The organism is Chryseobacterium sp. Chry.R1 (assembly GCF_039645525.1).
GTDB classification, from domain to species: Bacteria; Bacteroidota; Bacteroidia; order Flavobacteriales; family Weeksellaceae; genus Chryseobacterium; species Chryseobacterium proteolyticum.
On sequence record NZ_CP151793.1, the window covers coordinates 755,998 to 771,333 of the forward strand.

The 15,336-nt window shown below is 36.2% G+C and carries 15 protein-coding genes; 13 read left to right on the forward strand and 2 right to left on the reverse strand.

Annotated features, from left to right (window positions below):
- Positions 1–76 precede the first annotated feature (76 nt).
- From AAEU33_RS03550 to AAEU33_RS03585, 8 genes are all read left to right on the forward strand, one after another.
- Complete coding sequence (locus AAEU33_RS03550) at positions 77–2,071, forward strand: T9SS type B sorting domain-containing protein (protein ID WP_345990950.1); 1,995 nt, start codon at positions 77–79, stop codon at positions 2,069–2,071.
- A 123-nt stretch (positions 2,072–2,194) separates the two neighbouring features.
- A complete protein-coding gene (locus tag AAEU33_RS03555) occupies positions 2,195–2,821 on the forward strand; it encodes an NAD(P)H-dependent oxidoreductase (RefSeq protein ID WP_345990951.1) in 627 nt (208 codons plus the stop codon).
- Positions 2,822–2,850: 29 nt separating this feature from the next.
- Positions 2,851–4,422, forward strand: a complete 1,572-nt coding sequence (gene nadB / locus AAEU33_RS03560) for an L-aspartate oxidase (protein WP_345990952.1) — start codon at positions 2,851–2,853, stop codon at positions 4,420–4,422.
- Between the two features lie 15 nt (positions 4,423–4,437).
- Positions 4,438–5,298, forward strand: a complete 861-nt coding sequence (gene nadC / locus AAEU33_RS03565; RefSeq protein ID WP_345990953.1) for a carboxylating nicotinate-nucleotide diphosphorylase — start codon at positions 4,438–4,440, stop codon at positions 5,296–5,298.
- 209 nt (positions 5,299–5,507) lie between these two features.
- Positions 5,508–8,129 (forward strand): TonB-dependent receptor plug domain-containing protein, encoded by a 2,622-nt coding sequence (locus AAEU33_RS03570; protein WP_345990954.1) that lies wholly within the window; start codon positions 5,508–5,510, stop codon positions 8,127–8,129.
- Between the two features lie 93 nt (positions 8,130–8,222).
- Positions 8,223–8,654 (forward strand): hypothetical protein, encoded by a 432-nt coding sequence (locus AAEU33_RS03575; protein ID WP_345990955.1) that lies wholly within the window; start codon positions 8,223–8,225, stop codon positions 8,652–8,654.
- A 30-nt stretch (positions 8,655–8,684) separates the two neighbouring features.
- Positions 8,685–9,677, forward strand: a complete 993-nt coding sequence (locus tag AAEU33_RS03580) for an aspartate-semialdehyde dehydrogenase (protein ID WP_172282251.1) — start codon at positions 8,685–8,687, stop codon at positions 9,675–9,677.
- Positions 9,678–9,746: 69 nt separating this feature from the next.
- Entirely contained in the window at positions 9,747–10,727 is a 981-nt protein-coding gene (locus tag AAEU33_RS03585) for a cation diffusion facilitator family transporter (protein WP_172282242.1), read from the forward strand.
- Positions 10,728–10,737: 10 nt separating this feature from the next.
- On the opposite strand, the gene AAEU33_RS03590 is transcribed toward AAEU33_RS03585, so the two are convergent.
- Positions 10,738–11,172 (reverse strand): exosortase F system-associated protein, encoded by a 435-nt coding sequence (locus tag AAEU33_RS03590; RefSeq protein ID WP_345990956.1) that lies wholly within the window; start codon positions 11,170–11,172, stop codon positions 10,738–10,740.
- Positions 11,159–11,689, reverse strand: coding sequence for an exosortase family protein XrtF (gene xrtF / locus AAEU33_RS03595; protein WP_345990957.1), 531 nt, complete (start codon positions 11,687–11,689; stop codon positions 11,159–11,161). Before xrtF ends, AAEU33_RS03590 begins: the two co-directional genes overlap by 14 nt.
- A gap of 50 nt (positions 11,690–11,739) precedes the next feature.
- Here xrtF and AAEU33_RS03600 point away from each other — a divergent pair, with 50 nt between their 5' ends.
- The 5 genes from AAEU33_RS03600 (at position 11,740) to AAEU33_RS03620 (ending at position 15,298) form a co-directional block, all read left to right on the forward strand.
- A complete protein-coding gene (locus tag AAEU33_RS03600; protein WP_345990958.1) occupies positions 11,740–12,759 on the forward strand; it encodes a phosphotransferase in 1,020 nt (339 codons plus the stop codon).
- Positions 12,760–12,812: 53 nt separating this feature from the next.
- Entirely contained in the window at positions 12,813–13,220 is a 408-nt protein-coding gene (locus tag AAEU33_RS03605; RefSeq protein WP_172282234.1) for an RNase adapter RapZ, read from the forward strand.
- A 75-nt stretch (positions 13,221–13,295) separates the two neighbouring features.
- Positions 13,296–14,009 (forward strand): nucleotidyltransferase family protein, encoded by a 714-nt coding sequence (locus AAEU33_RS03610; protein WP_345990959.1) that lies wholly within the window; start codon positions 13,296–13,298, stop codon positions 14,007–14,009.
- Between the two features lie 13 nt (positions 14,010–14,022).
- The gene (locus tag AAEU33_RS03615; protein WP_172282231.1) at positions 14,023–14,769 is read left to right on the forward strand and encodes a TIGR00730 family Rossman fold protein; all 747 of its coding nucleotides are present in this window, start codon (positions 14,023–14,025) and stop codon (positions 14,767–14,769) included.
- 58 nt (positions 14,770–14,827) lie between these two features.
- Complete coding sequence (locus tag AAEU33_RS03620; protein ID WP_228457017.1) at positions 14,828–15,298, forward strand: DUF6702 family protein; 471 nt, start codon at positions 14,828–14,830, stop codon at positions 15,296–15,298.
- Positions 15,299–15,336 lie beyond the last annotated feature (38 nt).

Here is a 15,336-nt window from a genome sequence, read left to right on the forward strand (position 1 = left end):
CTATTTCCGGAGTGATTCTTTTTACCAAAAAATAGAAGATTTATAAAACCATAAAAAACTAATACCCTTTATAACAATGAAAAAAACTATACCCTTTTATACTCTCCTTTTTCTGCTTTTTTTCCCGGTAATGATTTTCTCACAAACCTATCAATTAACAGGAAACCCTGTGAATACTACAGGATGGACAATGGTTGCACCAACGGTTGTAAATACCGATTTTGTACAGTTGACTCCGGATATCAATGACAGATCAGGTTCCATAAGATTAAACGAACCCATCAATCTGAAATATTGTGACAAATGGAGAGTAGAGTTTGATTTCAGAATGGATTCCAATCAGACTTATACAGGTGACGGAATTGCATTTTGGTATCTCGCCAACCCTCCTGTTGCAAGTATTCTGGGCTCCGGACTGGGAGTATCCCAAAATGCGATCGGTTTTATTACCGGATTTGACACATATAACAATGCAACTGGAACTTCCGGAATGAGTAAAGTACATGTTGCATATGGTCAGGTTGCAAATACTACAGACACCAACAATGTTGAGTTTTTTAATGTTCCCGGAAGCTCTTTTCACTCTCCTGATCTGAATGCCACACAACCCTTCCAAGGTACAACCTACAAACATGTAGAGGTAAGCGGAGAAGTAGATCCTGCAGCTCCGGCCAACTGGATCGTAAAAATAACCATTGACGGAAACTTAATCGTTAATCAATCTTTCGCACCTTCAGGAGCTGCAGCAGCCATGACAGTAGGTTATTTTGGGTTTTCAGCCTCTACAGGTGGGGCAAGATCGAGACACTCTATAAAAAATGTAAAGGTCTATGTAGACAAAATCCCTCTGCTACAAACAGCTATAACAAAATTCATATGTCCTGACCTTGCCGGAATGGCAAATATAGACTTAACAACATTTAATCCTCAACTTACAGCAACTCCTAGCAATTATACATTTACTTACTATATTACAGGAAGCGGAACCCCGATTCCAAATCCTACAAATTTCCAGTATACCACAGATACCAATATTTCTGTAGTTATAAAAGACCCATCGTCGGTATTATGCGATAACAATGATGCTACAATAGCCTTAAAAGTAGCCCCCATTGTCACTGTAAATGATGCTACCCTAAGGTCCTGTTTTATTGAATCGAGTCCTGCAACAGCATCTTTCAACCTGACGGCCGCTTCGGTAACTACACAATTAGGGGTAACCAAAAAATATTATCCATCGCTAACGGATGCAATGAACGGAACCAATGAAATCACCACACCGGCAAATTATATTGCCCCTAATGGTGTTGTATATATCAGAGTTACGAACTCAAACGGATGCTATGCGATAGCCAAAGTCACCCTAGTGGTGATCGCTCCTGTTCTTTCTACAGTTTTAAAAGACAAAATAATCTGTATTGAAGACAAAACTACTCTGGACGCAGGTCCGGGTTTCGCATCCTATCTTTGGAGTACCGGAGCAACAACCCAGAGCATTACTGATGTGGGAGTAGGTGTTTACTGGGTAAAATTAAAAACCGGTGAGTGTACTGCTACTCAGAATGTAACCGTATACCCTTCTGAACAACCGGTCATCAACAATGTTGATATTTCCAGCAATACCATAACCGTAAATGTAATAGGAGGAACACCTCCTTATCAATACTCGTTGGACAATATCAACTGGCAAAATTCCAATGTCTTTTCTAATTTACCACGAGGTGAAGCCAATATATTTGTAAAAGACGCCTATGACTGTGAGCCAATAGATATTACCGTTACCGTTCCAAATCTGGTCAATGTGATCACTCCGAACGGCGACGGAGTGAATGATGTTATCGATTACTCCGCACTGTCCGGTAAACAAAATTTAGTTTTCAGTATTTTCGACCGGTATGGGGCGAAACTCCATCAGGGTGATAAATCCAATAAATACAAATGGGATGGAACGATAGCTGGCAGAAAAGTTTCTACTGGCAGCTACTGGTTTTCCGTAACATGGAATGAAAACGACAAAAAAAATACCGCTATCAAATATTCCGGATGGATATTGGTAAAGAATAGAGAATAATATCCGTATTCACATAAAAAAAGGATTGTTTCATTTTTTGAAGCAATCCTTTTTCATATTATTTATAAACAGATATTTCCTGATAACTCCATTTTATTCATATTCAATTCTTAAATTTGTCTTATGAATTATTTGGAAGCTTTAAGCAGAAGATATTCTGTAAAAAAATTCAACAAAGAGATTATTCCTCAGGAAACCCTTCATAACATTCTTGAGTCGGGGAAATTGTCTGCCAGCTCTTTGGGACTTCAGCCGTACAAGATCTTAGTTGTTGAAAGCGAAGAAATGAAACAAAAGCTTATTCCGGCTTTCTATAATCCATCTCAAATTTCTACATGTTCTCACCTTATTGTAATTGTTTCTAAAAAAACAATTGATGAAAGTTATATAAGAGGTTATTTTAACCACATTTCTGAAGTGAGAAATATTCCACTGGAAACACTTGATCCTTTCAAAAAGAGCATTAACCAGCATATTGTTCAAAAAAAGGATGACGAAATTTTCAATTGGGCTGAAAAACAATCCTATATAGTCTTAGCCAACCTAATGTATGCTGCCGCTATTGAAAATGTAGATACTTGCCCCATGGAGGGGTTTCGCGAAGATCTTATCGAAAACATCCTAAATCTGGATCCGAAAACAGAAAAAGTAACGGTTACACTGGCAATGGGCTACAGATCTGATGAAGATCATTTCCAGCACATGAAAAAAGTACGGAAACCAAACGAAAAATTGTTTAAATTTATTTAATGATTAGACCATTGTCTTAAAGCAAGCATATGATAAAAGCGGATGTATTAATAATTGGTTCCGGAATCTCGGGACTTTCTTATGCAATTAAAGTTTCTGAACAACTTCCTGATGCCAATATAATAATAGTAACAAAATCTGATGAAGATGAAAGCAATACAAAATATGCTCAGGGCGGCTTAGCTGTCGTTACGGATTTCAAGAAAGACAATTTCGAAAAACACATTGAAGACACCATGCGTGCCGGAGATGGAGAAAGTAAACGCGATGTGGTAGAAATGGTGGTAAAAGAAGCTCCCGCAAGGTTTAATGAAATTGTAGAATGGGGTGCTCAATTCGACATGAAAAATGGAGAATTTGCCTTAGGAAGAGAAGGAGGACATACAGAAAACAGAATTGTTCATCATAAAGACATCACTGGATTTGAGATAGAAAGAGCTCTTTTACAGACGGCCAAAAACAGTCAAAACATCGAAATTCTCGATCACCATTACGTTATTGACATTATCACTCAGCACCATGTTCCCGGAAAAGAATTAAATGAAGGAGACATCCATTGTTATGGTGCATATATTTTGGATGAAAAATCCAAAACCATAAAAAAAATAACTTCAAAAATAACACTCGTTGCAACCGGAGGTGCTGGCCATGTTTATAAAAACACAACCAATCCCACTATTGCGACAGGTGACGGAATTGCATTTGTAGCCCGCGCAAAAGGAAATGTTTCCAACATGCAATATTACCAGTTCCACCCTACAGCCCTGTATAGCAAAATTGACGGAATGTTATTTCTGATTTCAGAGGCAGTACGTGGTGATGGAGCAAAACTCAGAACAAAAAGAGGAGAAAAGTTCATGCATAAATATGATGAACGTGAGGAACTTGCCTCCAGAGATATTGTAGCAAGGGCTATAGACAACGAAATGAAAATTTCCGGAGATGAATATGTAGGTCTGGATTGCCGGGAAATGAATCAGGAAAAATTTTTAGACCATTTCCCTAATATTTATAAAAAATGCAAAGAAGAAGCCATTGATCCTTTCACTCAATTAATTCCTGTAGTTCCCGCCTGCCATTATCTGATGGGAGGAATTGAAGTGGACAGAGACGGACAATCTTCTATCAAAAATTTATTTGCCGTGGGTGAATGCACCAACTCCGGCTTACACGGAGCTAACAGACTTGCTTCCAACTCTTTACTAGAAGGACTTGTGTTTGGGCATAATGCAGCGATGAAAACCGTAGAGCTTTTAAAGGATAACAACTTTAATTTTGATGATTTAAAAGCTGTTCCGGAATGGAACGAGGAAGGAATGAAAATTATTGATGAAATGGTTATTGTAAGCTACCTCAGAAAACAACTTCAGGAAATGATGAGTGATCTGGTGGGCATCGTACGAAGCAACAGACGTTTAAAAATGGCTCTTCAAAAACACCATGAAATTGCCGCGGCTGTAGATGAAATCTATCGCTACTCTATTCTTTCCCCTCAATTATCCGAACTGAGAAACTTAACAACCGTTGCTCATCTCATCATTACCCAATCTATGGAAATGACTGAAAATAAGGGGGCATTTTATAATAAAGATTTAGCTTAACCAAGTATAAAGAACATGAAAAAGCCAAACTACGTAACAGATAAAGCACTTAAAACATTTATAAAATCTGCTCTGGAAGAAGATATCCAGGATGGTGATCATTCTACCTTATCAACAATTCCAAAAGATCTTAAACAAAGTGCTCAACTTCTGGTTAAGCAAAATTGTATCCTTGCTGGAGTTGAATTAGCTGAAATTATCTTTACAACTTTCGATAAAAACCTAAAAGTTGAAACCTTTATTAAAGACGGTGAGGCAGCCAAAGTAGGAGATGTTGCCTTCATAGTTACAGGACCTGCTCAATCAATTCTTTCAACAGAAAGGCTGATCCTGAACTGCATGCAAAGGATGAGCGGTATAGCAACCCTTACACATGAATGGGATTCAAGATTAGTGGGGACAAAAACCAAATTATTAGATACAAGAAAAACCACTCCTAATTTCAGGATATGTGAAAAATGGGCGGTTGCTATAGGAGGCGGAACCAACCACAGATACGGGCTTTATGACATGATCATGCTGAAAGATAATCATATTGATTATAATGGCAGTATTACCAATGCGGTAAAAATGGCAAAAGATTATATTAAAAAGAACAAGAAAAAACTGAAAATAGAGGTTGAAACAAGGAATCTTGAAGAAGTTGAAGAAGCTATTAAAGCAAAGGTAGACAGAATCATGCTCGACAATATGGATGTGAAAACAATGAGGCAGGCGGTTGAAATGATTAACGGCAAATGTGAATCCGAAGCTTCCGGCGGAATTACCCGTGATGAGCTAAAAGATATTGCCTCTACAGGTGTTACTTACATTTCTGCCGGAGCCCTTACACACTCGGCTAAAAACATAGATCTAAGCCTCAAAGCCGTGAAATAGCATTGTATTTTTAACAAAAATAATATTACTTTTTTATGTATTATGCAATGCATTTTTTTAACATAAAAACAGGCAAAAAAGCTAAAATGCTATAAATCAATAAATTAATAATTCTTAATATTCGTTAAAAATTAACATTGGGTTAATATTGGTTAAAATTTAAATACCGACTTTTGCATAAAATTTAAATCTAACTATTACTAACGATTATGAAATTAATCAACAAATCGATACTGACTGTAGTAATTACATTGTCTACAGCTAGTGTTTATTACGCTCAAGAAACACAGGACACGATTAAGAGGTCTAAAGACATTGAGGAGGTAATTTTACAAGGTGTAACAGATATCGCTAAAGATAGAAAGACACCGGTTGCTGCATCTACTATTAAAGCAGCACAAATTATCGAAAGATTAGGAAACCAAGAACTTACCGAGATTTTAAACACTACACCATCAGTGTACGCTACTAAATCAGGAGGTGGTTTTGGAGACGGTGGTATTACTATGAGAGGTTTCGAATCCCGAAACATCGCAGTAATGGTAAACGGTATGCCTGTAAATGATATGGAAGGAGGTACTGTATACTACTCTAACTGGACAGGTTTAGCTGACGTTACTAGTTTTGTTCAAGCACAGAGAGGTTTAGGTTCTTCTAAATTAGGGATAGCTTCTGTAGGGGGAACTATTAATTTTATCACGCGTGCAGCTGATATGAAGAAAGGAGGTGTAATAAGATTAGGCGTTGGTAATAATGACTACTTAAAAACATCATTTGCATACAATACAGGAAAATCAGATAATGGTTGGTCTACCTCATTCTTAATGAGCAGAACAGCTGGTAGTACATATATTGAAAACACAGATTTTGAATCTTATGCATATTATTTTGCTTTAGGATGGGAGCCAAACAAAAAACATAACTTCCAGTTTATGTTGACTTCATCCCCACAATGGCATGATCAAAGAACATTTGCTCCAACAATTCAAAATTACATCAATTATAACCCGGATAAAGACGGTAGCCCTTACAGACAATATAATTCTGATTACGGTTATTATACTGATGCTAACGGAAATAAGGTACCTTTAGCGAACAGATCAAACTATTATGCTAAACCCGTAATGATGTTGAACTGGGATTGGACGATGAGTGAAAAGTCTAAGCTAAGTACAGTTTTATATATGTCTAATGGTAGAGGTGGAGGAACCGGTGATTTAGGAAAAGTTGGAGGAAAATCGGCTACAGGTTACTATGATAATATGGGACACTTTGATTACGATGCTATCTTTGCCGCTAACCAAGCTGTTAATCCTTATAATCCGGCTACACCGGCTGGAAGTACTTTAATCCGTAGAGCAAGTGTTAACTCTCACAACTGGTATGGTATTTTAGCAAACTTCCAACATAAAATCAATGACAACTGGAACTTCTCCGTTGGTACAGATGACAGATACTATTATGGGTATCATTACCAGGTTGTTTCTGATCTTTATGGAGCTTCAGGATATAAAGAAGCAGGTAACAAAAATGTATCTCCTTACGTAGTTAATAAAGTATACGATTATAAAAACCTTTCTTGGAACCCATTTGGAGGAAAAACTGCTCCAATTGAGGACCAAGTAGGATATAGCAACGACGGTGAAGTACTTTGGTATAGTGGCTTTGCTCAAGTTGAATATGCAAAAGACAATTTTTCTGCATTTGTACAAGGATCAGTTTCAAACCAAGCTTATCAAAGAATAGATAACTTTGTTAAAGATGGTGTAACAAGACAGCCTAATCCAACAACAGGTCAGATTGTTAACACAAAAAGTGGATTCCAGAATCTATTTGGATACAATATTAAGGGGGGTGCTAATTACAATATTAATGACAACCACAATGTTTTTGCAAATATTGGATACTACAGTAAACAACCTTTCTTAAACTCTGTATTTCCAAGCAATTTCCAGGTAGTTAATCCTTCTTTAACCAATGAGAAAATATTTTCTGCAGAAGTTGGTTATGGTTTTAGATCTTCAAAACTTAATGCAAGTGTAAACCTTTACAGAACTGAATGGAGAGATAGATGGTTGAGAAGAGGTAACCAGGTATTCGATGTTGCAGATCCAACATCATCAACTGGAGTTAGCCAGGTAAATGGATATTCAGAGATCAGTGGTATTACTCAGGTACATATGGGAGTAGAAGTTGAGGCTACCTATAAACCAATTCAACTTATAGAATTCCAAGGGATGTTATCATATGGTGACTACCAATACAAAGGAAATGCAACAGGAACATCATTTGATGATAATAATAATCCTATTACTCCTGTAGGAGCGAGTGGTAACAACACTTTATATTTAGATGGAGTAAAAGTAGGAGGTAGCAGCAACAATAGTATTCCACAAGTTACAGCATCTTTAGGAACAACCATCAGACCTGTTAAAAACTTAAGCGTTTATGGAACATGGAGATATGTAGGGAAAGTATACTCTTCATTAGATGCTTCAACTTTCACAACTGTTGCTAATCAGGAAAGAGGAGCTTTAAAATTACCTGATTTTAATCTTCTTGACGTAGGAGCATCATTTAAAATTAAATTAAAAGATTCATCTCAATACTTTACTGTAGGATTTAATATTTACAACCTACTTGATACGACGTATATCCAAGATGGTTCTACAAATATTTTCGGAAGTGATAAAATTACCGCTAATAACGACCCAGACAAAGGAAAGACTTATGAAGAAGCTGGAAGAATGTACAAAGGTGTAGCTACAGCTAACCGTGTATTCTTTGGTTTCGGAAGAACTTGGTCTGCTAATTTATCTTTCAACTTCTAATAATATAAATTTAGATTTTATAAATATCAATCCCGGCTTTGGCCGGGATTTTTTGTTATCTTTGTCTACTAGAAAAATAGAAAAAAACAGGATATGGATTTTTACAAGATTTTACTTAGTGCCCACAAAGGATTTGGGTATCTTGAGCTTCTTTTGGTAGCACTATTTATTATTGCACTTTTAGGGACCATGTTTGGCTTCAGTGGAAAAGTGAACAAATTTTTAAAGAAGACCACTCTTTTCACCATGATCTTCTTCCACGTTCAATTTTTGATTGGAATCATTATGCTGATCACCAACTTTATAAAAGGATTGGATATGGGAGCAGTAATGAAAAATGCAGACCTAAGATTTCAATATGTGGAACATCCATTTTCTATGCTGATTGCAGCCGTATTGATGACGATCATCAATAAAAAAGTAAAATCCAATGATACTATTTCGTTAGGAATTGTAATCATGGGACTTATTGCGGTTGGCTTATTTGCATTCGCGTTCCCGTGGACAAGGGTCTTCGGGGCATAATATATTAACTTAAACATTGTAATCATTAAGATGAAAGTAGCTGTAGTAGGTTCAACAGGAATGGTTGGACAAGTTATGCTTAAAGTTTTGGAGGAGAGAAACTTCCCTGTCACAGAATTAATTCCGGTAGCTTCGGAAAAATCTATTGGTAAGAAGGTGAAGTATAAACAGGAAGAATATACAATTGTAAGCATTAATGACGCTATAGCTGCCAAACCTGATATTGCTATTTTTTCAGCAGGAGGTTCTACATCTTTGGAATTTGCTCCCAAATTTGCTGAAGCAGGAATTACTGTAATCGACAATTCTTCTGCGTGGAGAATGGATCCTACCAAAAAACTGGTGGTTCCTGAGATCAATTCGAATGTTTTAACAGCCGAAGATAAAATTATTGCTAACCCTAATTGCTCTACCATTCAGTTGGTTATGGTTCTGGGACCACTTAATAAGAAATATGACCTTAAAAGAGTGGTTGTTTCAACCTACCAGTCTGTGACCGGAACTGGGAAAGCAGCCGTAGATCAGTTAAATTCTGAAATTAAAGGTGATGATTCCGTAGCGAAGGTATATCCGTATCAGATCTTTAAAAATGCTTTACCACACTGTGACGTTTTCAGTGATGACGATTACACAAAGGAAGAGATTAAATTAATGAAAGAGCCTAAGAAAATTTTAGGGGATGATACTTTTAATTTAACGGCAACGGCAGTAAGGGTTCCGGTTCAGGGAGGACATTCGGAAAGTGTGAATATCGAATTTGAAAATGAGTTCGACCTCGATGAAGTAAGAAAGATCTTATCTGAAACCCCGGGAGTTATAGTAATAGATGATGTGAAAAACAACCGATATCCGATGCCACTAGACTCAGAAGGAAAAGATGAAGTCTTTGTAGGAAGGATAAGACGGGATCTGTCACAACCCAAAACGCTCAATTTGTGGATCGTGGCGGATAATCTGAGAAAAGGCGCTGCAACGAACGCAGTACAGATCGCAGAATACCTGGTATCAAAAAACTTAGTTTAAACTAACAAAATAAAAAAGAGTCTCAAAATTGAGATTCTTTTTTTTATCAAACTAGTAAGATTAAAGAATATGAATAAAAATAAAATAGGCTTTCAAAGATTAATTGCCGTTTTTGGAGTTATTTTGTTCATCGGTAAAATTATCGCCTGGAAACTCACTAATTCCGATGCTGTTTTTTCAGACGCTATGGAAAGTGTCGTGAACGTTATCAGCGCATTTATGGGACTCTATTCACTCCATCTGGCCGCAAAACCAAAAGATGAAGGACACCCTTACGGACATGGAAAAGTTGAATTCGTAACTTCCGGAATAGAGGGAGCGCTAATCGCCATTGCAGGTATTATGATCATCTACGAAGGTACCAATAGTTTAATCGTCGGTAAGACGCTTAATAAAATGGACTGGGGAATTGCAATCATTGCTGCCACTGCAGTGGTCAATTATCTGCTGGGTTATATTTCCATTAAAAAAGGGAAAGCGGATAACTCATTGGTTCTGATCTCTTCAGGAAAACACCTCCAGTCTGATACCATTACCACTCTGGGAGTTGTTCTTAGTTTAATTGTTGTTTATTTTACAAAGATCTATTGGCTAGATTCTGTCGTTGCCTTGGTGTTTGGAGCCTATATTATATTTGTAGGATATAAGATCATCCGCAAGTCTTTAAGCGGAATTATGGATGAGCAGGATCCCGAGATACTGATCCAGATTGTTCAAGTTCTTGAAAACAACAGAAAAGCAGAATGGATTGATGTACATAATATGAAAATCCAGCAATTCGGAGCTTCGCTCCATATCGATGCACATATTACGCTACCATGGTATTATAGCCTTCGTGACGCCCATAAAGAAATGGAAAATGTGATTATCCTCCTGGCAAAAAATATCAACCGTACCATTGAATTTAATTTTCATATGGATGACTGCAAAACGATTTCATGCCCGGTCTGCCAGATCATGGATTGCCCAGTCCGCGAAAGGGATTTCGTAAAAAGAGTGGAATGGACTACAGAGAATATAACACTGGAGGTTAAACATACGGCAACATAGCCTGATATATCTAAGCTCTTTTTAATAATTGTTGCCTGTAATAAAACATAGGAACAATAAGAAGTATAATCAAAGGCTGGATCACAAACCTTCTCATATAGAAAGAAAAAAGATATCCCACTTCAAACCTGTCGTAAATACAATAAAGATAGATGGGAAAAGTAATAAGAAAAATTATAGTAATCAATACTCCACCCTGCAGGGTCCAGGTCTTATTTTTAAACAAAAAATGAATAATAAGGCAGGAAAAAAATAAATTCAGAAGAAATCTTAGGACATGCCCAAGAATCAGCTTTCCCCAATCAAAAGCAGGAAAAGCAATTGTCTTATCGGCTTTATGAAAATACTCAAGAAAAGGATCATAAAAGATCTTATTTTCAAATACCCGTACACTCATAAGTCCCGCAACTCCAAGTATCACTAAAACCCAGTTAAGTATTTTCATTCTTTAAAGCAAAAAATTTAATCCAAACAAGCCACAAGATAACTACCGTTCCATAGATCACAGCAGGAAAAAGAAAATCATGGGCCATCTTTTCATACTGCTTGTAATCACTGACCAAAAGATTAATTCCTACGATCCTAACAACATTGATCACATAAAGTATCACAAGGCCGATCAAAACAAAAATAAATGTTTTAGCTCCTTTATAGAAAGCAAAAACAAAAGATACGAAAAGAATCATTACGGAAATTGCATTACATCCTTCAACCATTCGTGTAACGTAAACATTCTTTACATAAAACCAGACCTGTTCTTTTTCAACGTCATTATACAGCTGTGTAGGATATTTCAAAATATTCTGAATAGAGCTCACCTGTTCAGCAATCATCCTTGAAAAAGGATCCAGCCCCATTTCCTTGTAGCTGTTCAGATAAAACTGATAACCCAACAACAACACCACATAAATGATGATGAACCTCAACAGAATACTTAAAACCGGCTTAAAATCCTTTAGCATAATACAAAGATAAAAATTAGACTCTAATTTAGTATATTTGTTTCCATATTATGACTTCTGAAAACGCACAACGATTTTTTGAAAACCATATAGGTAAAAAATCTTCTGAGTTCGTCACATTGGCTCAAAGCGGATCCGCGAGAGTGAATTTTCTGGCGCAGGCAGATAACAAAAAGTATATTATTACCTATAATGAAAATATTCAGGAAAATGAAAGTTTTTTCTATTATTCAAATATTTTCTCTCACTTACACCTCAACACTCCTGCTATTCTTATTATTTCCGAAGACCGGAAAACATATGTTCAGGAATTTTTAGGAGAACACACCCTCTCCGAAATTATTGCAAAAGAGGGTCTTTCCGTGAAAGTAAAAGCCATGATCAGGCAGACTTTAGAAAAGCTTTTTCAGTTACAAATACGGACAAGTGGGGAAATAGATTTTACCAAAACATTTGAATATGAGAATTATGACGAACTTCCGGTCATCCACGATCTGTATTATTTTAAGAATTTCATTGCCGATGTCCTGGAGCTGGAATATCATAAGTCAACCCTACTAAAAGAATTTAAGGCCATAGCCTCTCTTATTGAAAGTCTTGAGCCAAAAGGAATAATGATACGGGATTTTCAGGCAAGAAATATCATGGTTAACGAAAATAACGATGTTTCCTTCATTGATTATCAATCTGCAATGAAAGGCCCTCTTATTTATGATGTTATTTCCTTTCTTTTTCAGGCTAAGGCAAACTTTCCCGAAGATTTCAAAAATGAAATGTTAGAATTTTATATTCAGCAATTTGAAAGTGAGCAGACACAACATCAACTAAAAAACTCGGTAAAACCTATTCAAATGATGAGATTTCTCCAGGTTCTGGGTGCATACGGTTTTAGAGGTCTTATTCAGAGAAAGCCACATTTTATATCAAGCATCAATCAGGGGATTGAAAACGTGATCCGTTTCGCGGAAACTTGGGAAGGTATAAATGAATATCCTGAGCTCAAAAAATTAATACAACAATTAGATCACGAGAAAGTACATTTAAAAATAAACACAATTTTAAACCCGTAAAGCCTTAAGAAAACACATCTAAATCTTAAAGGGTAAATAAAAAATATATACTTATGTTACACATAGACATCCACAGTTTTTCATACAAGAAAGGAGGAATTCCCAAAGACGAAACCGGTAATGGTGGAGGTTTTACTTTTGATTGCAGAGGAATTCTTAATCCCGGAAGAATTGAGGAATATAAAAGTCAGACAGGAAGCGATAAAGGAGTCCAGGAGTTCCTTGAAAATGAAACCGAGATGCCACGATTTCTGGAATTGGTAAAAGGAATTATATCCATCAATATTGATAATTATCTTTCCCGGGGATTTGAAAATCTGCAGATTAATTTTGGGTGTACCGGAGGACAGCACAGATCGGTATATTCAGCAATAAAAATAGCCGAATTTATCAAAGAAAAATATCCTCAGGGAACTGAAATAAGCTTACATCATGATGAGCAACATCATCTTAATTCATAAATGATAAACGATCAATTATATAAATAATTAATGTACTCAGTGTATATTTTAATAATCATCTACCCATTATAACAAATGAAAGCTCTAATCTTCGCTGCCGGTAAAGGAACACGCCTCAAGCCTTTTACAGACCATCATCCGAAAGCCCTGGCAAAAGTAAATGGAATTCCACTACTGGAACGGAATATCAAATACCTTAAAAGTTTTGGAATTAATGATTTTGTCATTAATATCCATCATTTTGGAAATCAGATCATTGATTTTTTAAAGGAAAATAACAACTTTAATTGCAATATTGAAATATCTGATGAGCGTGAAGAATTGCTTGAAACCGGAGGTGGTTTAATTTTTGCTAGAAGATTCCTTGATCATGGAGAAGATTTCTTAATCATGAATGCGGATATTCTTACTGATATTAATATTAATGATCTTGTAAGTTATCACAAAAAGATAAAAGATTTTGCTACTTTAGCCGTCTCGGACAGGGAAAGTTCGAGAAAATTACTTTTCAATGATGAAATGGTTTTAAGAGGCTGGCTTAATGTACAAACCGGAGAACAAAGGCTTGCAGAATTCAATAAAGGATTTAAAGCATTGGCTTTTAGCGGTGTACATTGCATTAACCCTTCTATCTTTGAAAAAATAAAAAGAACAGGCAAATTTTCTGTTATGGAAGAATATCTGGATTTAATGCAAACCGAACATATTCATGGATTTGTACACAATAATCTGCTGATAGATGTTGGAAGACCAGAATCTGTAAAAGAAGCCGAAAAACATTTTAAATAATTTTGCAATGGAAATGGATGGTACCAGAGACGAAAGTTTAATAAATCCGGAATTTGATGTTAATGAAACAAAACTACAAAACAGTTTAAGACAAAAAACCTGGGACGAAATCATTACTAAGGATAGCTGGATGGTTTTCAAAGTAATGGCTGAATTCGTAGACGGTTATGAAAAATTAGCTAAAATAGGCCCTTGTGTTTCCATTTTCGGGTCTGCAAGATTAAAGCCCGAAAGCAAATACTACGAAATGGCCGTAGAAATTGCAGAAAAAATAACGAAAATAGGTTTCGGTATCATTACAGGAGGGGGTCCCGGAATTATGGAAGCGGGAAATAAAGGAGCCTTTAATGCTAAGGGTAAATCTATCGGCTTAAATATAGATCTTCCTTTTGAACAGCATTTTAATCCTTATATCAACAAATCCTATTCGATGAATTTTGACTACTTCTTTGTAAGGAAGGTCATGTTTGTAAAATACTCCCAGGGATTTGTTGTAATGCCAGGAGGATTTGGTACCCTGGATGAACTTACTGAAGCTATCACGCTGATCCAGACGAACAAAATCGGAAAGTTCCCTATTGTTCTGGTTGGGTCTGAGTTTTGGAGCGGACTGTTAGATTGGTTTAAGGCAACTTTACTAAAAGAAGGGATGATTGCTGAAGACGATCTTGATCTTTACAGAGTGGTAGATACTGCGGATGAGGCTGTAGCACACATTAAAGCATTTTACGACAAGTATGCGGTAAACGTGAACTTCTAGTTGGCATATTATTTGTCACTTATAACGAACAATTATGATTGTAAATTTATTAATTAAGATGAAAAAACTTTTATATATATCAGGAATTTTAACATGTTTTATGTTAATGAGTTTTATGTATGTAGACTTTTTCTCTTCAATGACTAAGGTTGATTATATAGATGGAAGCAAAACATTGAAGTTCACCACGAAAATGAATACGAGTCATATTTCCGATGCTATTAAGATAAATCCGAACACAGCAGGTTTTGAGGCAGAAGTAAAAAAATATGTCAATAATAATTTTGATGTGTACGTCAACGGCTCTCCAAAAACAATAACATTTACAGGAAGTCAGGTAAGCGGAGAAACTGTATGGGTATATTTTGAAACCGGAGGTGTTTCAGATATCAATACCTTGAAAATAAAAAACACGATCCTTCTAAGCGCCTTTCCAAAACAGAGTAACATTGTTACTATCTCGTATAAAGGAAGTCAGAAAGTAATGAATTTCCAACGAGGGAAAGAAGTGAACGAAGTATCTTTTTAAAGAGTTAATTTAAATTATGAAAGCCACTACAGATGTAG

Bases quoted from the DNA above. Each gene is read 5' to 3' on its own strand.
- AAEU33_RS03580 (WP_172282251.1), top strand. From the start codon at position 8,685: ATGAAAGTAGCTGTAGTAGGTTCAACAGGAATGGTTGGACAAGTTATG.
- AAEU33_RS03575 (WP_345990955.1), top strand. From the start codon at position 8,223: ATGGATTTTTACAAGATTTTACTTAGTGCCCACAAAGGATTTGGGTAT.
- nadC (WP_345990953.1), top strand. From the start codon at position 4,438: ATGAAAAAGCCAAACTACGTAACAGATAAAGCACTTAAAACATTTATA.
- AAEU33_RS03605 (WP_172282234.1), top strand. From the start codon at position 12,813: ATGTTACACATAGACATCCACAGTTTTTCATACAAGAAAGGAGGAATT.
- AAEU33_RS03615 (WP_172282231.1), top strand. From the start codon at position 14,023: ATGGATGGTACCAGAGACGAAAGTTTAATAAATCCGGAATTTGATGTT.
- AAEU33_RS03555 (WP_345990951.1), top strand. From the start codon at position 2,195: ATGAATTATTTGGAAGCTTTAAGCAGAAGATATTCTGTAAAAAAATTC.
- AAEU33_RS03600 (WP_345990958.1), top strand. From the start codon at position 11,740: ATGACTTCTGAAAACGCACAACGATTTTTTGAAAACCATATAGGTAAA.
- AAEU33_RS03585 (WP_172282242.1), top strand. From the start codon at position 9,747: ATGAATAAAAATAAAATAGGCTTTCAAAGATTAATTGCCGTTTTTGGA.
- AAEU33_RS03570 (WP_345990954.1), top strand. From the start codon at position 5,508: ATGAAATTAATCAACAAATCGATACTGACTGTAGTAATTACATTGTCT.
- AAEU33_RS03620 (WP_228457017.1), top strand. From the start codon at position 14,828: ATGAAAAAACTTTTATATATATCAGGAATTTTAACATGTTTTATGTTA.
- xrtF (WP_345990957.1), bottom strand. From the start codon at position 11,689: ATGCTAAAGGATTTTAAGCCGGTTTTAAGTATTCTGTTGAGGTTCATC.
- AAEU33_RS03590 (WP_345990956.1), bottom strand. From the start codon at position 11,172: ATGAAAATACTTAACTGGGTTTTAGTGATACTTGGAGTTGCGGGACTT.
- AAEU33_RS03610 (WP_345990959.1), top strand. From the start codon at position 13,296: ATGAAAGCTCTAATCTTCGCTGCCGGTAAAGGAACACGCCTCAAGCCT.
- nadB (WP_345990952.1), top strand. From the start codon at position 2,851: ATGATAAAAGCGGATGTATTAATAATTGGTTCCGGAATCTCGGGACTT.
- AAEU33_RS03550 (WP_345990950.1), top strand. From the start codon at position 77: ATGAAAAAAACTATACCCTTTTATACTCTCCTTTTTCTGCTTTTTTTC.